Origin of the sequence: Pseudomonas sp. SH10-3B, from assembly GCF_019891415.1 — a bacterium.
Lineage (GTDB): Bacteria > Pseudomonadota > Gammaproteobacteria > Pseudomonadales > Pseudomonadaceae > Aquipseudomonas.
Map to the genome: position 1 here is coordinate 184,407 of NZ_JAFLXD010000001.1, position 19,850 is coordinate 204,256.

Sequence of the window (19,850 nt, forward strand, 5' to 3'; positions counted from 1 at the left end):
TTGCGGACTGCCACCATGGTTGATTCTTACGACGACTCCCTCGATGGGGAGAAAAGCAAAACCCAGGTCAAACGTGAGCTGCATGCTCTGGTTGACCTTGGCGAGCGCCTTACAACGCTCAAGAAAGACTTGATTGCAAAACTGCCACTGACCGACGAAATGCGCCGGGCTCTTGCGGACGCACCCAAGCACACCGCGAATATCGCGCGTAAACGGCACATCATGTTTATCGGCAAGCTGATGCGCGATCAGGACACTGACGCCATTCTCGCTTTGCTTGATCAAACCGATGCCTCCACTCGCCAGTACAACGAACGCTTCCATAACCTGGAACGTTGGCGTGACCGCCTGATCTCGGGCGATGACGCGGTGCTGGAGAAATTCGTGTTGGACTACCCGGACGCGGATCGCCAGCAACTGCGCTCCCTGATCCGTCAGGCCCAGCACGAGCAGGCGCATAACAAGGCGCCGGCCACCAGCCGTAAAATCTTCAAGTACATCCGTGAGCTGGACGAGACTCAACGCGGCCTGCGTTGATGCCCTTCCCCGGGTGGCGATCTTCGCCACCCGAAGCTCCACCCCTTACGACCCCGTGCCACCCACGGTGATCGCATCAATCTTCAGCGTTGGCTGGCCGACACCCACCGGCACCGACTGCCCATCTTTCCCGCACGTGCCCACGCCACTGTCCAGCGACAGGTCATTCCCGACCATCGACACCTTGCTCATCGCCTCCGGCCCATTACCAATCAACGTGGCACCCTTGACCGGCGCGGTAATCTTGCCGTCTTCGATCAGGTACGCCTCGCTGGTGGAGAACACGAATTTGCCGCTGGTGATATCCACCTGGCCACCGCCAAGGTTGGCGCAGTAGATGCCGCGCTTGACCGAAGCGATGATCTCCGCCGGGTCGCTTTCGCCACCGAGCATGTAGGTGTTGGTCATGCGTGGCATCGGCAGGTGCGCATAAGATTCGCGACGGCCATTACCGGTGCGCGCCACGCCCATCAGACGGGCATTGAGCTTGTCTTGCATGTACCCCTTGAGCACACCGTTTTCAATCAAGGTGGTGCATTCGGTCGGCGTGCCTTCGTCATCGACACTCAGCGAGCCACGGCGACCGGCCAGGGTGCCGTCATCGACAATGGTGCAGAGCTTGGACGCAACCATCTCGCCCATGCGCCCGCTGTAGGCGGAACTGCCCTTGCGGTTGAAGTCGCCTTCCAGGCCATGCCCCACCGCTTCGTGCAGCAATACGCCGGACCAGCCCGAGCCCAGCACTACTGGCAGGGTACCCGCCGGCGCGGGAATGGCTTCCAGGTTCACCAATGCCTGGCGCAAAGCCTCACGGGCATAGCCCATCGCACGGTCGTCGGTGAGGAAGTAACGGTAGTCGGTACGCCCGCCACCGCCATGGCCGCCGCGTTCACGACGTCCGTTTTGCTCGACGATCACACTGACGTTGAAACGCACCAACGGCCGCACATCCGCCGCCAGGCCACCGTCAGTGGACGCCACCAGGATACGTTCCCACACGCCGGCCATGCTCACGGTGACCTGCTGGATACGTGGGTCCAGGGCGCGGGTGGCCGCATCGACACGCTTGAGCAGCTCGACCTTTTCCGCACGGCTGATCACTTCCAGAGGGTTGTCCGGCGCATACAACTGCGCCACATCCTGGGTACTGAACGCCTGCACGGTGCCATTTTGGCCCGCACGGGAGATCGAACGCGCGGCACGCGCGGCCAGGCCCAACGCCTCCAGGGTGATCGCGTTACTGTAGGCAAAACCGGTCTTTTCACCGGATTGCGCGCGTACGCCTACACCTTGGTCAAGATTGAAACTGCCTTCCTTGACGATGCCATCTTCCAGGGCCCAGGACTCGGATATCTGCCCCTGGAAATACAGGTCGGCTGCATCGATGCCTGGCCCGGCCAGATCGCCGAGCACGGTTTGCAAACTTTCGATGGTCACGCCACCGGGTGCCAGGAGGTGTTCACTGACTGAGGACAACAACTCGCTCATAGGTTTGGCCTTAAATTCATCGTTCTGAAGCAGACCGCTGCGCGCCCTGCGAGAAAAAACGCCGATGGTTCACCACCGGCATGCGCGCCCGTATCGACGCCTGTTCACTGCTATCGCGCTCGGCCAGCAACACCGCTTCGCCTTGATCCTGTTGTGTCAGCACACGCCCCCACGGATCGACAATCGCTGCATGGCCATAGGTTTCCCGTGGCCCCGGATGCACACCGCCCTGGGCGGCTGCCAGCAAGTAACACTGGGTTTCGATGGCCCGCGCCCGAATCAGCACATCCCAGTGGGCAGCACCGGTCACTGCGGTAAACGCTGAGGGCGCGGTGATCAATTCAGCCCCCGCTGCGCGCAACTCGCTGTACAGCTCAGGGAAGCGCAGGTCGTAACATACCGTCAGACCCAAACGGCCGACCGGCGTATCCGCCACCACCACGTTACTCCCGAAAGCATAGTCATCGGACTCTCGATAGCGACCCCGGGCGTCCGCCACATCCACATCAAACAGATGCAGCTTGTCGTAACGAGCGACGACTTCGCCGCGATCATCGATCAGCAGCGAGCAGGCGTTGGATTTAGCGTGCGGTTGATCCTTGGGCGGCAACGGCAGTGTGCCGGCCACTATCCATAAGGTGAGGTCGCGGGCGGTCTGTTTCAACCACGGCAGGATCGGACCTTCGCCCAGCGCTTCGGCGCGGCCAATATCCGCTACGTCGCGGCGGCCCATGGCGGCAAAGTTTTCCGGCAGCACCGCCAGCTTCGCACCGCCAGCCGCCGCTTGTTCCAACAAGCGCCGGGCCTGGGCCAGATTAGCCAGCACATCGCTCTGACTGACCATTTGAATTACCGCAAAGGACATGGGCCGATACTCCGAAAAAGGCATGCGGCCATGCTACTCCACAGGCTCTCAGTTTGGTTTTTCAAATGGCTTGTCGAAGGTGATTTTTGGATCCTTCCATGGGCCTTCCACTTTGTACTGCACGCTGGCGAACCGCGAAACACGATCACCGATCAGCTTGTCGATCAGGAACAGTGCGCCACCAATCGCCGGCGCCCCGACGATCAGCGCGGCGATCGGCAGGTTGTTGGTCACCGGCAATGTCACCAACAGCTTGGCATCGACACGGTCAGCCACCAGGTCCAGGGTGCCGTTCAATTCCAGATTGCTCGACGGCCCAGTCAGGGTGATAGGCTCGCGGGTGACGAACACACCATTACTGGCCGCCAGCAGGCCTTTGACCCGGTCATAGCTCAAGCCTTTGCCCAGCAGGTCGGAGAAGTCCAGGCGCAAGCGGCGCCCGATAGAGTTGAAGTTGAGCAGGCCGAACACCCGCAGCGCCTGGGCGCCACCCTCTACTTCAACAAACTGACCTTTGCGGAAGGACGCATCCAGACTGCCGGAAAAACGCTTTGGCCCAACCCATGCTGGCGAACCCGGCCAACGCCCATCCACATCCAGATGGAAGTCCTCGCTAGTGACAGTCGGCGCATAGCCCCAGCCTTTGAGTACGTCGGCGATGTTCTTGCCGTCCAGGCGGCCCTTGTACCAACTGCTGCTCCCCGGAGCGCCCTCCCATCCGCCGGCCCCCTTGAGTTGCATGCCCTTGAGGCCCAGGTCCAGATTGTTGAAGGCCAGGCCTTTGGCAGTGGGTCGGATCTTGAGCGACCAGGCGCCCACCAGGTCCGGCCCCTGAAACAGTTGATCAATGGCAATATCCAGTGCCGGAATATCCTTGGGATCGATGCTGGCCAACGGGTCCGGAGCGTTTTCATCAGCCTGCACCGTCGGGTCCACCGCCGGCAGCTTTACGTATTGCAGGTTGATCGCAATCGGCGCGCCCCTGGCATCCGGCAGGTTCACCGCACCCTTGGCCTGCTGGCTGTCGAACTGCAACCCCCAGGCGGCAGGCTTTCGGTCCAACTGCAGGTTGACCTGATCGAACTGGGTACCCAGGCCGGTGAGCTTGCCAATCTTGAATTCGGCACCGCTCAGCAGTTGCTTCGCACTGCCACCGGGGTCATTGCCAGCATACTGGTTGACCAGTTTTTTCCAGGGATCGATATCCAGTTCCGAGAGCACGCCACGAATGCGCAAGCCCTTGCCTGCTGGCAGCACGGCATCACCGTCGCCGAGGAACAACTCGCCACGGCCGTCATTGAGTTTGTCCGGCGGCGCGGCAAAGGTGAAGTTGGCCAGCTCACCGTAACCAAACCAGTAGCGACGCTCAGCACCCTGCAAAGTCATGCGGAATACGCTGTCACGCCCCTGGCTGGCCGGCATGCCGAACGGCGCAGGCAAATCCACCGCAACGCCTTTGAGGTTGGAGCTGACCATCAGTTGGCTGTCGGCACCGTCCAGATTGAGCTGCAACTGGTAGGGAATATCACCGGACACCGGCAACGGCTGACTGACGTTCAACCAATCCGTCAGACGCTTGACCGTCACCTGCCCCCTGGCGGAGACACGGGTGCTGATACTGCCCGGCTTGCCATCGGCAAAGATCTGCGCAGTGATCGGCCGGTCAAATGCCTGGGCGGTAATCTTCTCGCCACTCAGGCCCTTGGCGCTGTCGAAGCGGAAGCTGCCCTTGAGCTGCGTCAGGTCCAGAGGCGGTTCCGCCAGTTGCAGGCGCGCCTTGTCCGTCTGGAAATCCACCACGATCCTGGGCTCGATGCCCTTGGCCAGCGGGATGTCCAGATCCAGCTTGCCCTGCAGGTCTCCTTCGCCTTTCCAGCCGGCAAAGGTGGATGCTGTGCCAATCGGCGCTTCTTGGAGGATCTTCAGCCCATCCCCCAGACCACCGGCAAAACCACCGGTAAGCAGCAGATGGCTTTCCTTGCCGGACGGTGCATGGGGAATATTGACGTAGATGTCCTTGACCTTGGTGTCGAGCAACTGCCCCTTGCTGGCCACGATACGAACGCCAGTCTCTTCGACAAACACCTCGCCATTGACCTTGGCCACATGGGGCCAGCCCGGCTGGAACGCCAATTCAGCGTCATGCACCTTGAAGAACAGGCTGATATTGCGCGAAGCCGGCAATGCATCGTGGTTCAGCGACCCCTGGTACTGGAAGAACCCCTGATCCACCGCGCCCTTGAGAATCGCCGTGCGCAGCCATTCATCCAGCTCGGGGCTCAGCACGGCTGGCAGGTATTTAGGGGTAAAGCGTCCATCGCCATCGACCATACCGACCCGCAGGTCCATATAGTCTTCCTGGCTGTGGTCGAAATGCAGGCGAATCAGGAAATCGGCGGAGATCTTGCCTTCTTCCCCCAGCACCTTGATATAGGGGGCGATCAGGGTGAAGCCTTCTTTATCCAGCTTCCACGTCAGGCGTGCATTGGCCTGGAGGTACTGCCAGGGCTTGGCGAAGATCGGATCGAGGTGCAGGGAAAAATCCTTGCTGTCCATGCGCAACTCGCCATGGCCCAGGTCGCCGCTGATGCTCCCGGAAACGTTGCGCGCGGCCGGTGCGCCGAAGTAGGCGTCAAACCCGACGCGCTCCAGGTTGGCGGCAAAACTGACTTTTTGATCGGTCGTATCCTGTGGACGGAAATCCACCAGAACATTGCGCAGCAGGCCGGTGGCCTTCAGATGCTCGACGGTCTTGGCGACACCTTCCGGCAGCGGCGCGAGGGCGTTGAGCAACGGTGTGATGGGGGTCAGGTCGAGGCGGTCAGCCTGCAGTTTCCAAGCTTCCTGGTCCTTGTCGGTCGCCAGGGTCTGCTGCAGTTGCAGGCGCGACTCCCATCGGGTCTCGCCCAGGTTCATCGCCAAGGAATCGAACAACACCTTCAAGCCGGTATCACCGCGTTGCAGATAGGCCGTGAGTGCAAGGTTTTCGATATGCACCGGCTTGCGCTCGGCGTAGCTGCCCTTCACTTGCGGCGAGTTGAGGCGCACCACCGCACTTTGCACAGTGCCTTTACCCCAATTCAGCCAGAATTCACCGCCGGCCTTGAACTGTGTGAGTTTCCACTGCTGGGTCAGCCTGGCCGGAATCCACTTGGCCCAGTCGCTCTGCGGCAGGCTCAGGTAGGCCTGGACGTCAGCGTCTTTCCATTGGCTGGCACGAATGCGGCTGCGCAGGCTCAGCGCCAGAGGCTGGCCGTCGGGCAGGGTCAGGCGTGCGTCCAGACGTTGACGGGTGATGCCGGTATGCAGGCTCAAGCCCACATACGTCAAGGTCAGAGGCGCCTGGTCGAACGGTTGCAAGGTGACCTGGCTATCGAGCAGCGACAGGCGCTTGACCATCTGCATGCGCTGGAGCAATTGCTCCGGGTCCAGCGGCTGGTCGTCCTGCATCGGCAAGCCTTGCAGCGCCCAATGGCCGTCCTTGTCTTCCTTGGCGCTCAGTTGCAGGCCACTGACTTGCAGGTGCGCAATACGCACTTCGCGCGCCATCAGGCTGGCCCAGATATCCGGCACCACTTCGACCTGGTCCAGGCGCAAGGCACTGCTGCCCTCGCCGACCATCACGTCATGGGCCAGCAACACGGGCGCAAAGCCGCTCCAGCGCCCTTCAAGGTTGCCGATGTGCACAGGCATGTCCACCGCAGCCTGGGCCTTGGCCTCGATTTCCGCGCGGTATTCGGCCACCAGCGGGGTCAACTCGCGACCCAGGCTCACATACACCGCCGCCAACACCAGCAGCAAAGCGCACAGGCCCAGGCCCCAACGGGTCAAAACGGCAAAAAAGCGTATCAGACGCTCCATGTCAGGCGACCCTCAAGGCAGTAGTCGGACTGCAGATCAAGGTCTGCGAGCCTCGTAAAAAGAAAGCGAATGGGGATCAGAGCAGCACCACGTCATATTGTTCCTGGGAATACATGGTTTCGACCTGGAAGCGAATCGTACGCCCGATAAAGCCCTCCAGTTCAGCCACGTTACCGGACTCTTCATCCAGCAGACGGTCGACCACTTTCTGGTTGGCAAGCACTCTATAACCTTCGGCCTGGTAGGCCCGCGCCTCTCGCAGGATTTCCCGGAAAATCTCGTAGCAAACCGTTTCCGGGGTCTTCAACTTACCGCGGCCCTGGCAACTGCTGCAGGGCTCGCAGAGCACCTGCTCCAGGCTTTCGCGGGTGCGCTTGCGGGTCATCTGCACCAGGCCCAGCTCGGTGATGCCGATGATGTTGGTCTTGGCGTGATCGCGCTCCAGCTGCTTTTCGAGAGTGCGCAGCACCTGGCGCTGGTGCTCTTCATCTTCCATGTCGATGAAGTCGATGATGATGATTCCGCCCAGGTTACGCAGGCGCAGTTGGCGGGCAATCGCCGTGGCCGCTTCGAGATTGGTCTTGAAGATGGTTTCTTCAAGGTTGCGATGGCCAACGAACGCACCGGTGTTGACGTCGATGGTGGTCATGGCTTCCGCCGGGTCCACCACCAGATAGCCGCCGGACTTGAGCGGCACCTTGCGCTCCAGGGCCTTCTGGATTTCGTCCTCGACGCCATACAGGTCGAAGATCGGCCGCTCGCCAGGATAGTGTTCCAGGCGGTCGGCAATTTCCGGCATCAGCTCGGCAACAAATTGCGTGGTGCGCTGGAAGGTTTCCCGCGAGTCGATGCGAATTTTCTCGATCTTGGGGCTGACCAGGTCGCGCAAGGTACGCAGGGCCAGGCCCAGGTCTTCGTAGATGACACTTGGCGCGCCGATGGTCTTGATCTGCGCGCCGATCTGGTCCCACAGACGCCGCAGGTAGCGAATGTCCATGAGGATTTCGTCGGCACCGGCGCCCTCGGCGGCGGTGCGCAGGATAAAGCCACCCGCTTCCTTGATGCCTTCGGCGGCCACGCAGTCGCTGACCACCTTTTTCAGGCGCTCGCGCTCGGCTTCGTCTTCAATTTTCAGGGAAATGCCGACATGGGCGGTGCGCGGCATGTAAACCAGGTAGCGCGAAGGAATCGACAGCTGGGTCGTCAGCCGCGCGCCTTTGGAGCCGATGGGGTCCTTGGTGACTTGCACCACCAGGCTCTGCCCCTCATGCACCAAGGCACTGATGCTTTCCACCGCCGGCCCTTCGCGCAGGGAAATCTCCGAGGCGTGGATGAACGCAGCGCGGTCCAGGCCGATATCGACGAATGCCGCTTGCATCCCCGGCAACACCCGCACCACCTTGCCCTTGTAGATATTGCCGACAATCCCGCGTTTCTGGGTGCGCTCGACATGCACTTCTTGCAGAACACCGTTCTCTACCACCGCCACGCGCGATTCCATCGGCGTGATATTGATCAGAATCTCTTCACTCATGGCTGGGTCTCGTTCAGGCGTTTTCACAATAGTGACCGGTCGCTTAAGGCTGGGCGCTGGAGTAACGCGTTCAGCGCGCGGTAAGGTTTTGCCAACAGGGTATGCCGAATTGGGCGAGCAGTTGCGCGGTTTCACACACCGGCAGGCCTACCACGGCGGAATAGCTGCCATTGAGCCCGGCCACGAACACCGACCCAAGCCCTTGAATAGCATAGCCGCCCGCCTTGTCCAGGGGTTCGCCGCTGTGCCAGTAGGTTGTCGCTTCCTCGACAGAAATCCCACGAAAAAGTACACGACTGCTTACACATCGAGTTTCGCAGCGCTGTCCATCGGTGAGCGCGATGGCGGTGAGCACTTCATGCTCACGCCCCGCCAAGGCCATCAACATCGCCAGGGCATCGGCCTGGTCCACAGGCTTGCCAAGGATCTGGCCGTCCACAACCACCGCTGTATCGGCGCCCAGCACGCAAGCACCTGGGTTTTGCCCAAGCGCAGCAAATCCCGCCGCCGCCTTGCCGCGCGCAAGACGCTCAACATAGGCAACAGCCGATTCATTGGTAAGGGGCGTTTCATCGATAGCGGCGCTGACCACAGTGAACGGCACACCGATCTGGGTCAGCAGTTCACGCCGCCTCGGGGAGCCCGAGGCCAGATATAGCGAATTCATTGCAGACTCTCCCTGTGGGGTTCGATAACCAGGCAGAGCCTCGCAATCCATTCAATTGATTTTATAGCGACGACGTAACCCGCGAAGGCCGAAACTGATCCACGGCCACAGCAGCGCACTGACCAGGGCCGGCAACACCAGCGCCAGGGTTGGCTGGCGGTTACCGGTCAAGGCACTGAGCCACAGCTGTACCAACTGCGCCAGACCAAAGATCACCAGGATCACCAGGCATTGCTGCCACATCGGGAACATGCGCAGGCGCTGCTGCAACGACAGCACCAGGAAAGTGATCAGGGTCAGGATCAACGCGTTCTGGCCCAGCAAGGTGCCATACAGCACATCTTCCGCCAAGCCCAGGAACATGGCCGTGACCATACCCACTTTATGCGGCAGGTTCAGCGACCAGAATGCCAGCAGCAATGCCAGCCACAGCGGACGCAGAATCTCCATGAACTGCGGCAGTGGCGAAACGCTGAGCAGCAAGCCGATGGCGAATGTCAGCCAGACGATCCAGCCATTGCTCGAATGAGTACCGGCCATTATTCCTCCCTCTGCCGTGTGGTTGCCGGGGCTGCGGCTGGAGGCTTCGCTGCAGGCGTCGTGGTAGCAGGTGTGGTGGCCGGTGGTTTCGCTGCCGTCGGCTTCACCGGTTGCGCGCTATGGGCCGCTGGCTTGACCGGTGTGGCCACGGGCGCGGTAGCTGCCGGCGTTGCCGCCGGTACAACGGGGGTAGTCGACTGAGGCTTGGGTACGGTCGCAGGAATGATCGGCGCAGTGCCGTTCTTCTTGTCTTCCGCTTCCTGGGCCTGGGCGGCGTCGTTGGCACGCTCTTCCGGAGTGCGATTGTCGCTGAACACCAGCAACAGGTAACGGCTGCGGTTCAGGGCGGCAGTGGGCACGGCACGCACAATGGCGAAGGGCTGGCCGGAATCGTGGATCACTTCCTTGACCGTTGCCACCGGATAGCCTGCCGGGAACCGCTGGCCCAGGCCGGAGCTGACCAGCAGATCGCCTTCCTTGATGTCGGCCGTGTCCGCGACGTGACGCAATTCCAGGCGCTCAGGGTTGCCGGTACCGCTGGCAATCGCGCGCAAGCCGTTACGGTTGACCTGCACCGGAATGCTGTGGGTAGTGTCCGTCAGCAGCAGTACGCGCGAGGTGTAGGGCATCAGCTCGACCACCTGGCCCATCAGGCCACGGGCATCGAGTACCGGCTGACCAAGCACCACGCCGTCGCGCTCACCCTTGTTGATGATGATGCGATGGGTAAATGGGTTGGGGTCCATGCCGATCAACTCGGCTACTTCGACCTTCTCGTTGACCAGTGCAGAAGAATTGAGCAACTCGCGCAGCCGAACGTTCTGCTCCGTGAGGGCCGCCAGCTTTTGCATGCGCCCCTGCAACAGCAGGTTTTCGGTCTTGAGTTTTTCGTTCTCGGCAACCAGCTCGGTGCGGCTGCCAAATTGGCTGGCCACGCCCTGGTAGAGACGTTGCGGCAGGTCGGTGATCCAGTAGGTCTGCATCAACACCAGCGACATTTGGCTACGCACCGGCTTGAGCAGTGCAAAGCGGGCATCGACCACCATCAATGCGACCGAAAGCACGACCAGCACCAATAAGCGCACGCCCAATGAGGGGCCTTTGGCGAAAAGCGGTTTAATAGGCCGCTCCTCCCAGGCAAATGTTCTCTTTATTCATACGGCATCTAACCGGCCTGGATGCAGATTGAAGAAGATAAACGCCAACAGGCAGCACTGCAAAGTGCTGCCTGCGGGCGAAACATGGTGCAACCAACGATCTTATTCGCTGGAGAGCAGGTCCATGGTGTGTTTATCCATCATTTCCAGTGCACGACCACCGCCACGGGCGACGCAGGTCAGCGGGTCCTCGGCGACGATCACCGGCAGGCCGGTTTCCTGGGCCAGCAGCTTGTCGAGGTCGCGCAACAGGGCGCCACCACCGGTCAGCACCAGGCCACGCTCGGCGATGTCGGAAGCCAGTTCCGGCGGCGATTGCTCCAGGGCGCTCTTCACAGCCTGAACGATGGTGGCCAGGGACTCTTGCAGAGCCTCCAGCACTTCATTGGAGTTCAGGGTGAAGGCACGTGGAACGCCTTCGGCCAGGTTGCGACCGCGAACATCGACTTCGCGAACTTCGCCGCCCGGGTAAGCGGTACCGATTTCCTGCTTGATGCGCTCGGCGGTGGATTCGCCGATCAGGCTGCCGTAGTTGCGACGTACATACGTGATGATCGCTTCGTCGAAACGGTCGCCGCCTACGCGTACGGATTCGGCGTACACCACACCGTTCAGGGAAATCAGGGCGATTTCAGTGGTACCACCACCGATATCCACCACCATCGAACCGCGGGCTTCTTCAACCGGCAGGCCGGCACCGATCGCGGCAGCCATCGGCTCTTCGATCAGGAACACTTCACGGGCACCGGCGCCAAGGGCCGATTCACGGATGGCGCGACGCTCCACCTGGGTGGACTTGCACGGAACGCAGATCAGCACACGAGGGCTGGGCTGCAGGAAACTGTTTTCGTGAACCTTGTTGATGAAGTACTGCAGCATCTTCTCGCAGACACTGAAGTCGGCAATCACGCCGTCTTTCATCGGACGAATGGCAGCAATATTGCCAGGTGTTCGGCCGAGCATGCGCTTGGCCTCGGTGCCGACGGCAACGACACTTTTCTGATTACCATGGGTCCGAATGGCCACAACCGATGGCTCATTCAGAACGATACCGCGCTCGCGCACGTAAATAAGGGTGTTGGCAGTGCCCAGGTCAATGGAAAGATCGCTGGAAAACATGCCACGCAGTTTCTTGAACATGGGGAAAGGACCCTAGGCAACGCGTGGGTAAAAAAGTGCGGCAAACTCTAACAACGACAGGGATTTTGGGCAAGGCGCCAATGTGCTAAATTGGCCGACTTTCTGTGCACCAACCCCCACAATCGCGGCCGTAAGACCGTAGAAATGCGGTAGTGTTCCGACAATCTAACACACGGACAGCCTCCGTTCTGTTTTCCACTGGAGATTCCCATGGCGCTTGAACGCTCCGACGTGGAAAAAATCGCTCATCTGGCCTCGCTTGGCCTGAATGAAGCCGATCTTCCACAGACCACCGCAGCCCTGAACAGCATTCTCGGGCTGGTTGACCAAATGCAGGCCGTGAATACCGACGGTATCGAGCCCCTGGCTCACCCGCTGGAAGCCAGCCAGCGCCTGCGCGCAGACGTCGTGACCGAGCGCAATAATCGCGAGGCCTACCAGTCCATCGCGCCAGCGGTCGAAAACGGCCTGTACCTGGTTCCGAAAGTCATCGACTAAAGGGAAAGAGCCTGCAATGCATCACATGACTCTGGCCGAGATCGCCCGCGGTCTCGCCGACAAAAAGTTTTCTTCCGAAGAGCTGACCAAGACCCTGCTTGCGCGCATCGCCGAGCTGGATCCCAAGGTCAACAGCTTCATCAGCCTCACCGAAGAACTGGCCCTGAGCCAGGCCAAGGCCGCCGACGTACGTCGCGCCAACGGTGAGAATGGCGCCCTGCTGGGCGCACCTATCGCCCACAAGGACCTGTTCTGCACCCAGGGCATTCGCACCAGCTGCGGCTCGAAGATGCTCGACAACTTCAAGGCGCCCTACGACGCCACCGTGGTCGCCAAGCTGGCCGCTGCCGGGGCCGTGACCCTGGGCAAGACCAACATGGACGAATTCGCCATGGGGTCGGCCAACGAGTCGAGCTACTACGGCGCGGTGAAAAACCCGTGGAACCTGGAACACGTGCCTGGCGGTTCGTCCGGTGGCTCGGCTGCGGCCGTTGCCGCGCGCTTCCTGCCAGCCGCCACGGCCACCGACACCGGCGGCTCGATCCGCCAACCTGCGGCCTTCACCAACCTCACCGGCCTGAAACCGACCTACGGTCGCGTTTCCCGCTGGGGGATGATCGCCTACGCCTCCAGCCTCGATCAGGGCGGGACCCTAGCCCGCACGGCCGAAGACTGCGCGATTTTGTTACAAGGCATGGCAGGCTTCGACACGCAGGACTCCACCAGCATTGATGAGCCGGTGCCGGACTACAGCGCCAGCCTCAATACTTCGCTCAAGGGCCTGCGCATCGGCGTGCCGAAGGAATACTTCAGCGCCGGTCTCGACCCGCGGATTGCCGAATTGGTGCACAACAGCGTCAAGGAGCTGGAAAAGCTCGGCGCGGTGATCAAGGAAATCAGCCTGCCGAACAACCAGCATGCGATTCCTGCCTACTACGTGATCGCGCCGGCGGAAGCCTCTTCCAACCTGTCGCGTTTCGACGGCGTGCGCTTCGGCTACCGCTGCGAGAACCCGAAGGACCTGACCGACCTGTACAAACGCTCCCGTGGCGAAGGCTTCGGTGCCGAAGTTCAACGCCGGATCATGGTCGGTGCCTACGCGCTGTCCGCCGGCTATTACGACGCGTACTACCTCAAGGCGCAAAAAATCCGTCGCCTGATCAAGAACGACTTCATGGCTGCCTTTGAAGAAGTCGACGTAATCCTCGGCCCAACCACGCCGAACCCGGCCTGGAAGATCGGCGCCAAGACCGGCGACCCGATTGCCGAGTACCTGGAAGACCTCTACACCATCACCGCCAACCTCGCGGGCCTGCCGGGCTTGTCCATGCCTGCCGGCTTCGTCGATGGCCTGCCGGTGGGCGTGCAATTGCTCGCCCCGTATTTCCAGGAAGGCCGCCTGCTCAATGTGGCGCACCAGTACCAGTTGAACACCGACTGGCACACTCGCACCCCTACCGGCTTCTGAGGAGAACACTATGCAATGGGAAGTTGTGATCGGGCTGGAGATTCATACCCAGCTCGCCACCCAATCGAAGATTTTCTCCGGTAGCGCCACCACGTTCGGCTCCGAGCCCAACACCCAGGCCAGCCTGGTAGACCTTGGCATGCCCGGCGTACTGCCGGTGCTGAACCAGGAAGCCGTGCGCATGGCGGTGATGTTCGGCCTGGCGATTGACGCCGAGATCGGCCAGCACAACGTGTTTGCGCGTAAGAACTACTTCTACCCGGACCTGCCCAAGGGCTACCAGATCAGCCAGATGGAATTGCCGATCGTCGGCAAGGGCTACCTGGACATCCCGCTGGAAGACGGCACCATCAAGCGTGTCGGCGTCACCCGTGCGCACCTGGAAGAAGACGCCGGCAAGAGCCTGCACGAAGAGTTCAACGGTGCCACTGGTATCGACCTGAACCGTGCCGGCACGCCGCTGCTGGAGATCGTGTCCGAGCCGGACATGCGCAGCGCCAAGGAAGCCGTGGCCTACGTCAAGACGATCCACGCACTGGTGCGTTATCTGGGCATCTGTGACGGCAACATGGCCGAGGGCTCGCTGCGTTGCGACTGCAACGTCTCGGTGCGGCCAAAAGGCCAGGCCGAGTACGGCACTCGCTGCGAGATCAAGAACGTCAACTCGTTCCGCTTTATCGAGAAGGCGATCAACACCGAAGTGCGTCGCCAGATCGAATTGATCGAGGACGGTGGCAAGGTGATCCAGCAAACGCGCCTGTACGACCCGAACAAAGACGAAACCCGCGCCATGCGCAGCAAAGAGGAAGCCAACGACTACCGTTACTTCCCCGATCCGGACCTGTTGCCGGTGGTGCTTGAGGATTCGTTCCTCAATGACATCCGCGCCACCCTGCCGGAATTGCCGCCGCAAAAACGCGAGCGCTTCCAGGCGCAGTTCGGCCTGTCGGTCTACGATGCCAGCGTACTGGCTTCGAGCCGTGAGCAAGCCGACTACTTCGAAAAAGTCGTGAGCATTGCCGGTGACGCCAAGCTGGCGGCCAACTGGGTGATGGTCGAGCTGGGCAGCCTATTGAACAAACAGGGCCTGGAGATCGACGAAGCGCCGGTGAGCGCCGAGCAACTGGGCGGCATGCTGCTGCGCATCAAGGACAACACCATCTCCGGCAAAATCGCCAAGACCGTGTTCGAAGCCATGGCCAGCGGTGAAGGCAGCGCCGACGAGATCATCGAGAAGCGCGGCCTCAAGCAAGTCACCGACAGCGGCGCCATCTCCGCCGTGCTGGATGAAATGCTGGCGGCCAACGCCGAGCAGGTCGAACAGTACCGTGCGGCAGACGAAGCCAAGCGCGGCAAGATGTTCGGCTTCTTTGTCGGCCAGGCGATGAAAGCGTCCAAAGGCAAGGCCAACCCGCAACAGGTGAACGAACTGCTGAAAAGCAAGCTCGAAGGCTGATTGCGATGAATAGCCCGAGGCAGATTTCATGATTGCCTCGGACCCTGTGGGAGGGGGCTTGCCCCCGATAGCGGTCTATCAGCTTGCACATCTGTGTCTGACAGAACGCTATCGGGGACAAGCCCCCTCCCACATAAGCCCGCGCCCATATTCGATACAGGGGTAACCTTGGAAATGAAGCGTTTACTTGGCCTTTTAGCCCTGTTCTCTCTACTGGCCGGCTGCGCCAGCGGCCTCATCAACCCCAACGGCTACGACGAAACCGGCACCGCCTCTTTTTACGGCGCCAAGCACCATGGCAACAAAACCGCCAGCGGTGAACCTTTCAACCAGAACGCCCTGACCGCCGCCCACCGGCAACTGCCCTTCGGCACCCAGGTCAAGGTCACCAATCTCGCCAACGACAAATCCGTCGTGGTCCGCATCAACGATCGCGGCCCGCATACCCGTGGGCGCCTGATCGATCTATCACGCAAGGCTGCCGAGCAACTGGGTATGCTGGGCAGCGGCACCGCCCGCGTGCGTGTGCAAGCCCTGAGCAACTGAAGACGGAGCCTTGGCCATTTTCGGATTAACTGCCCTCTCGCCCTGGAGCCTGCTCGAACTGGTCAGCGGCCTGGTGCTGCTGATCCTCGGCGCCGAAATCCTCGTGCGCGCCGCCGTGCGCCTGGCCGCCAGCCTCAAGGTGCGACCGCTGATCATCGGCCTGAGCATCGTCGCGTTCGGCAGCAGCGCACCGCAGATGACCGTCAGCCTGCAGGCCACCTTGGCCGGCAACACCGACATTGCCGTGGGCAGTGTGATCGGCAGCAGTATCTTCAATATCCTCGTGACTCTGGGCCTGTCGGCGCTGATCGTGCCCCTGCGCGTCTCGCCGCAGCTGGTGCGCGTGGATATCCCGGTGATGATCCTCGCCGGGCTGCTGGTGTTTACTCTGGCGGCCAATGAAGAACTCACACCGGTCGACGGCCTGCTGTTGCTGGTGGCCTTGGTCGCCTACCTCGGTGTGCTGCACTACCAGACGCGTCACTCCCGCCGTCCACGCACCCTGGATACCGTCGCCCGGGCGCCCTGGCTGAGCAGCGTGCTGCTGATGCTCGCAGGGTTGTTGATCCTGGTGCTGGCCGGGCACTTGCTGCTCGGCGCGGCGGTGGAGGTGGCAGCGGACCTGGGCCTGTCGGAACGCATCATCGGCCTCACACTGATCGGCGTCGGCACGTCCTTGCCGTGCCTGGCCACCTCGCTGATTGCCGCCCTGCGCGGTCAGCGGGAAATTGCCGTGGGCAACGTGATCGGCAGCAACCTGTTCAACCTGCTGGGCGTACTGGGGCTGACCGCGCTGCTCGCGCCGTCGCCGCTGTCGGTGTCGCCCAACGCCCTGGACTTCGACCTGCCGGTGATGCTCGGCGTGGTGGTGCTGTGCCTGCCGGTGTTTTATACCGGCTACCGCGTCACCCGCGCCGAAGGCTTGGTGTTGCTGGGCCTGTACCTGGCGTATGGGCTGCACGTGATGTCGTTCACCACCGGCATGCCCCTGGCCAACAAGCTTGAACAACTGATGCTGTATTACGTCCTGCCAGTGCTGGTGGCTTTCCTGTTGTTCAGCACGCTGCGAGCCTGGCGCCGCCAACACAAGAGGGAATCGCAATGACCGATCAGAAAAAGCCCGGGGTTGAAATGCGTCGCCAGGTGATGGGCGATGTATTCGTCGACCGCGCCCTGGGCAACGCCACCGAGTTCACCCAGCCGCTGCAGGACTTCGTCAACGAACATGCCTGGGGCAGCGTGTGGAGCCGCGAAGGCTTGCCGCTGAAGACGCGCAGCCTGATCACCCTGGCCGCCCTCACCGCGCTCAAGTGCCCGCAGGAGCTCAAGGGCCACGTGCGTGGCGCGTTGAACAATGGCTGTACTGTGGAGGAGATTCGCGAAGCGCTGCTGCATTGCGCAGTGTATGCCGGCGTACCGGCGGCGATTGATGCGTTCCGCGCTGCGCAGGAAGTCATCGACACCTATCAGAAAGAAGGCTAGATCCAGCCACCCGCCTGCAACACGAAAATCCCGATATTCGTGGTCACTGCCGCCATCAGCGTGGTGATCACGATAATCGCCGCCGCCAGTTCATGATTGCCCTCCGCCGCCCTGGCCATCACGAAGCTCGCCGCGGCGGTCGGTGCGCCGAAGTACAGGAACAGAATCCCCAACTCCGGCCCGCGAAAGCCCAGCAGCCACGCGCCTAAGGTCGCGACCACCGGCAGCCAGACCATCTTCATCAAGCTCGCGCTCAGCGCCATATTGCCGCTCTTGCGCAACGCCGCCAGGGACAAGGTGCCGCCAATGCAGATCAATGCCAACGGCAAGGTGGTGTCCGCCAGGTACTGCATGGATTTTTCCAGCCAGCCCGGCAGGCCAATCTGAAAATACGCGAACGGCGCCGCCACGATGACGCTGATGATCAGTGGGTTGGCCACCACACTTTTGCAGATACTCCACGGGTCGGACTTGATCACCGGGCTGTACACCGCCAGCACAATGGTCGACAGCGTGTTGTAGAACAGGATCACCAGTGCCGCGAGGATCGCGCCGAGGGAGATACCGTAGTCGCCGTACATGCTGGCGGCCAGGGCCAGGCCGATCACCCCGTTATTGCCGCGAAACGCGCCCTGGGTGTAGATGCCGCGGTCTTCACGCTTGCAGCGAAAAATCGCCCAGCCCCAGGCCAGGGCGAAGCTCAGCAAGGTGGCGACGGCAAAATAGATCAGCAAACCCGGCTTGAGCGCCGAGTGCAGGTCGGCGTGCAGGATGCCGAGAAACAGCAACGCCGGCATGGTGACGTTGAACACCAGGGACGAAGCCGTGTGGATAAAGTTGTCGTTGATCCAGTTGATGCGCTTGAGCAGCACCCCCAGGAACAGCATGGCAAACACCGGCGCGGTGATGGTGAGGGTGGTGAGGAAGATAGCCAGCATGCCGGGAAGAACCTTGGTGAGCGTCGTTAGGTGGCTAATGATAAGCCATACAGCCCAACGGCGCCTGATCGACCGCTATCGGGGGCTTGCCCCCGATGCAGGCGACTCGGTCTCAGGTAATCGGCGCCGGGTTGAACAACGTAATGTCGTTATGCAGCTTGTGATGCTCCGCCCAGGTCTGCTTCTTACCGCTGGCCACGTCCAGATAGAAGTGGAACAACTCCCAGCCCAACTCCTCGATGGTCGCGCGCCCGGTGGCAATGCGCCCAGCGTCGATATCGATGAGGTCCGGCCAACGCTGCGCCAACTCCGTACGCGTCGAGACCTTCACCACCGGCGCCATCGCCAGCCCATAAGGCGTGCCACGCCCGGTGGTGAATACATGCAGGTTCATCCCCGCCGCCAGTTGCAGCGTGCCGCAGACAAAGTCACTGGCCGGTGTCGCGCAAAAAATCAGTCCCTTGCTTTTGAAGCGCTCGCCAGGACCCAGCACACCGTTGATCGCGCTGCTGCCGGACTTGACGATGGAGCCCAGGGACTTCTCGACAATGTTCGACAACCCGCCCTTCTTGTTGCCTGGCGTGGTATTGGCACTGCGATCCGCCTCGCCCTTGGCCAGGTAACGGTCGTACCAGTCCATTTCCCGCACCAGTTCCTGGGCAATTTCCTTGGTCTGTGCGCGAGAAGTCAGCAGGTAGATGGCATCACGTACTTCGGTGACTTCGGAAAACATCACCGTCGCTCCCGCCCGCAGCAACAAATCCGAGGCATAGCCCAGCGCAGGGTTGGCGGTGATACCGGAAAACGCATCACTGCCGCCGCATTGCATGCCCAGGATCAGTTCGGATGCCGGCACGGTTTCCCGGCGGCGCTGGTCGAGTTTCTTCAGGCGCACTTCGGCCAAGTCCATGATCTGCTCGATCATCTCGGTAAAGCCATGGCTGGAATCCTGCAACCGATACAGCCACGGCTCGCTGAGGTCGACGGAGCTGTCGTTGTCGTGCATCACCTGCCCGGCCTGCAATTTCTCGCAGCCCAGGCTGATCACCAGGGCTTCGCCGCCCAGGTTCGGGTTGCGCGCCAGGTTGCGTACGGTTCGGATCGGGATGTAGGCATCCGTCGCGGTGATCGCCACTCCACAGCCGTAGCTGTGGGTCAGCGCCACCACGTCATCGACGTGGGGGTACTTGGGCAGTAATTCGTCCTTGATGCGCTTGACCGCATGGTCCAACACGCCCGTCACGCACTGCACCGTGGTGGTGATGCCGAGGATATTGCGCGTGCCCACGGTGCCGTCGGCGTTGCGATAGCCCTCGAAGGTAAACCCCTCCAGCGGTGCCTGGGTTTCAGGCACCTCGGTGGACAGCGGCAAGCTGTCCAGCGGTGGCGCGGTGGGCATGCGCAGTTGATCTTCCTGGACCCAACTGCCGCGCGGAATCGGCGCCAGGGCGTAACCGATGGTCTGGCCGTAGCGAATAATCTGACCGCCTTCGGGGATGTCTTCCAGGGTCACTTTGTGGCTCTGGGGGATGAAATCCACGGTCACCAGGCCGTCCGGGAACTCGGTCCCGGCCGGTACGCCCTGGTCGTTGACCACGATCACTACGTTGTCGCGCTCGTGCAGGCGAATGGAGCGCGGCGAGTCGGCATGTTCAATCAACTGCATCACGGGG

The 19,850-nt window shown here is 61.4% G+C and carries 17 protein-coding genes; 7 read left to right on the forward strand and 10 right to left on the reverse strand.

What is annotated here, in order from left to right; translation table 11 throughout:
- Positions 1 to 15 precede the first annotated feature (15 nt).
- Complete coding sequence (gene yjgA, locus J1G35_RS00910; RefSeq protein ID WP_017138246.1) at positions 16 to 537, forward strand: ribosome biogenesis factor YjgA; 522 nt, start codon at positions 16 to 18, stop codon at positions 535 to 537.
- Positions 538 to 582: 45 nt separating this feature from the next.
- Here the strand turns inward: yjgA and tldD are convergent, their stop codons facing one another.
- From tldD to mreB, 8 genes are all read right to left on the reverse strand, one after another.
- Positions 583 to 2,025, reverse strand: a complete 1,443-nt coding sequence (tldD, locus tag J1G35_RS00915; RefSeq protein ID WP_053131569.1) for a metalloprotease TldD — start codon at positions 2,023 to 2,025, stop codon at positions 583 to 585.
- A 16-nt stretch (positions 2,026 to 2,041) separates the two neighbouring features.
- Positions 2,042 to 2,890 carry a carbon-nitrogen hydrolase family protein gene (locus J1G35_RS00920; protein WP_223012958.1) on the reverse strand — a complete coding sequence of 283 codons (849 nt, stop codon included), beginning with the start codon at positions 2,888 to 2,890 and terminating at the stop codon, positions 2,042 to 2,044.
- A 48-nt stretch (positions 2,891 to 2,938) separates the two neighbouring features.
- A complete protein-coding gene (locus J1G35_RS00925; RefSeq protein ID WP_223012960.1) occupies positions 2,939 to 6,751 on the reverse strand; it encodes a YhdP family protein in 3,813 nt (1,270 codons plus the stop codon).
- 76 nt (positions 6,752 to 6,827) lie between these two features.
- Positions 6,828 to 8,285 (reverse strand): ribonuclease G, encoded by a 1,458-nt coding sequence (gene rng, locus J1G35_RS00930; RefSeq protein WP_010213134.1) that lies wholly within the window; start codon positions 8,283 to 8,285, stop codon positions 6,828 to 6,830.
- A gap of 70 nt (positions 8,286 to 8,355) precedes the next feature.
- Positions 8,356 to 8,952 (reverse strand): Maf family protein, encoded by a 597-nt coding sequence (locus J1G35_RS00935; protein WP_053131577.1) that lies wholly within the window; start codon positions 8,950 to 8,952, stop codon positions 8,356 to 8,358.
- A gap of 51 nt (positions 8,953 to 9,003) precedes the next feature.
- Entirely contained in the window at positions 9,004 to 9,492 is a 489-nt protein-coding gene (gene mreD, locus J1G35_RS00940; protein WP_027604826.1) for a rod shape-determining protein MreD, read from the reverse strand.
- Positions 9,492 to 10,613, reverse strand: a complete 1,122-nt coding sequence (gene mreC, locus J1G35_RS00945; RefSeq protein ID WP_082340951.1) for a rod shape-determining protein MreC — start codon at positions 10,611 to 10,613, stop codon at positions 9,492 to 9,494. Before mreC ends, mreD begins: the two co-directional genes overlap by 1 nt.
- Positions 10,614 to 10,751: 138 nt before the next feature.
- Complete coding sequence (gene mreB / locus J1G35_RS00950) at positions 10,752 to 11,789, reverse strand: rod shape-determining protein MreB (protein WP_002555108.1); 1,038 nt, start codon at positions 11,787 to 11,789, stop codon at positions 10,752 to 10,754.
- A 210-nt stretch (positions 11,790 to 11,999) separates the two neighbouring features.
- Between mreB and gatC the strand changes: the two genes are divergently transcribed.
- The 6 genes from gatC to J1G35_RS00980 all read left to right on the forward strand — a co-directional run bounded on the left by gatC (position 12,000) and on the right by J1G35_RS00980 (position 17,239).
- Complete coding sequence (gene gatC, locus J1G35_RS00955) at positions 12,000 to 12,287, forward strand: Asp-tRNA(Asn)/Glu-tRNA(Gln) amidotransferase subunit GatC (protein WP_003171764.1); 288 nt, start codon at positions 12,000 to 12,002, stop codon at positions 12,285 to 12,287.
- Between the two features lie 16 nt (positions 12,288 to 12,303).
- Entirely contained in the window at positions 12,304 to 13,755 is a 1,452-nt protein-coding gene (gene gatA / locus J1G35_RS00960; RefSeq protein ID WP_223012963.1) for an Asp-tRNA(Asn)/Glu-tRNA(Gln) amidotransferase subunit GatA, read from the forward strand.
- Between the two features lie 10 nt (positions 13,756 to 13,765).
- Positions 13,766 to 15,211, forward strand: a complete 1,446-nt coding sequence (gene gatB, locus J1G35_RS00965; RefSeq protein ID WP_053131586.1) for an Asp-tRNA(Asn)/Glu-tRNA(Gln) amidotransferase subunit GatB — start codon at positions 13,766 to 13,768, stop codon at positions 15,209 to 15,211.
- A gap of 174 nt (positions 15,212 to 15,385) precedes the next feature.
- Positions 15,386 to 15,757, forward strand: coding sequence for a septal ring lytic transglycosylase RlpA family protein (locus J1G35_RS00970; RefSeq protein ID WP_053131588.1), 372 nt, complete (start codon positions 15,386 to 15,388; stop codon positions 15,755 to 15,757).
- A 58-nt stretch (positions 15,758 to 15,815) separates the two neighbouring features.
- A complete protein-coding gene (locus J1G35_RS00975) occupies positions 15,816 to 16,862 on the forward strand; it encodes a calcium/sodium antiporter (protein ID WP_223013122.1) in 1,047 nt (348 codons plus the stop codon).
- Positions 16,859 to 17,239, forward strand: a complete 381-nt coding sequence (locus tag J1G35_RS00980; protein ID WP_027604832.1) for a carboxymuconolactone decarboxylase family protein — start codon at positions 16,859 to 16,861, stop codon at positions 17,237 to 17,239. The genes J1G35_RS00975 and J1G35_RS00980 overlap by 4 nt, the downstream gene beginning before the upstream one ends.
- On the opposite strand, the gene J1G35_RS00985 is transcribed toward J1G35_RS00980, so the two are convergent.
- Both J1G35_RS00985 and garD read right to left on the reverse strand, forming a co-directional pair.
- Complete coding sequence (locus J1G35_RS00985) at positions 17,236 to 18,177, reverse strand: AEC family transporter (protein WP_027604833.1); 942 nt, start codon at positions 18,175 to 18,177, stop codon at positions 17,236 to 17,238. The genes J1G35_RS00980 and J1G35_RS00985 overlap by 4 nt on opposite strands.
- A 112-nt stretch (positions 18,178 to 18,289) precedes the next feature.
- Positions 18,290 to 19,843, reverse strand: coding sequence for a galactarate dehydratase (gene garD, locus J1G35_RS00990; protein WP_053131591.1), 1,554 nt, complete (start codon positions 19,841 to 19,843; stop codon positions 18,290 to 18,292).
- Positions 19,844 to 19,850: the final 7 nt, after the last annotated feature.

Excerpts from the sequence above, each read along its gene's own strand:
- yjgA (WP_017138246.1), top strand. The coding sequence starts at position 16 with ATGGTTGATTCTTACGACGACTCCCTCGATGGGGAGAAAAGCAAAACC.
- tldD (WP_053131569.1), bottom strand. The coding sequence starts at position 2,025 with ATGAGCGAGTTGTTGTCCTCAGTCAGTGAACACCTCCTGGCACCCGGT.
- J1G35_RS00920 (WP_223012958.1), bottom strand. The coding sequence starts at position 2,890 with ATGTCCTTTGCGGTAATTCAAATGGTCAGTCAGAGCGATGTGCTGGCT.
- J1G35_RS00925 (WP_223012960.1), bottom strand. The coding sequence starts at position 6,751 with ATGGAGCGTCTGATACGCTTTTTTGCCGTTTTGACCCGTTGGGGCCTG.
- rng (WP_010213134.1), bottom strand. The coding sequence starts at position 8,285 with ATGAGTGAAGAGATTCTGATCAATATCACGCCGATGGAATCGCGCGTG.
- J1G35_RS00935 (WP_053131577.1), bottom strand. The coding sequence starts at position 8,952 with ATGAATTCGCTATATCTGGCCTCGGGCTCCCCGAGGCGGCGTGAACTG.
- mreD (WP_027604826.1), bottom strand. The coding sequence starts at position 9,492 with ATGGCCGGTACTCATTCGAGCAATGGCTGGATCGTCTGGCTGACATTC.
- mreB (WP_002555108.1), bottom strand. The coding sequence starts at position 11,789 with ATGTTCAAGAAACTGCGTGGCATGTTTTCCAGCGATCTTTCCATTGAC.
- gatC (WP_003171764.1), top strand. The coding sequence starts at position 12,000 with ATGGCGCTTGAACGCTCCGACGTGGAAAAAATCGCTCATCTGGCCTCG.
- gatA (WP_223012963.1), top strand. The coding sequence starts at position 12,304 with ATGCATCACATGACTCTGGCCGAGATCGCCCGCGGTCTCGCCGACAAA.
- gatB (WP_053131586.1), top strand. The coding sequence starts at position 13,766 with ATGCAATGGGAAGTTGTGATCGGGCTGGAGATTCATACCCAGCTCGCC.
- J1G35_RS00970 (WP_053131588.1), top strand. The coding sequence starts at position 15,386 with ATGAAGCGTTTACTTGGCCTTTTAGCCCTGTTCTCTCTACTGGCCGGC.
- J1G35_RS00980 (WP_027604832.1), top strand. The coding sequence starts at position 16,859 with ATGACCGATCAGAAAAAGCCCGGGGTTGAAATGCGTCGCCAGGTGATG.
- J1G35_RS00985 (WP_027604833.1), bottom strand. The coding sequence starts at position 18,177 with ATGCTGGCTATCTTCCTCACCACCCTCACCATCACCGCGCCGGTGTTT.
- garD (WP_053131591.1), bottom strand. The coding sequence starts at position 19,843 with ATGCAGTTGATTGAACATGCCGACTCGCCGCGCTCCATTCGCCTGCAC.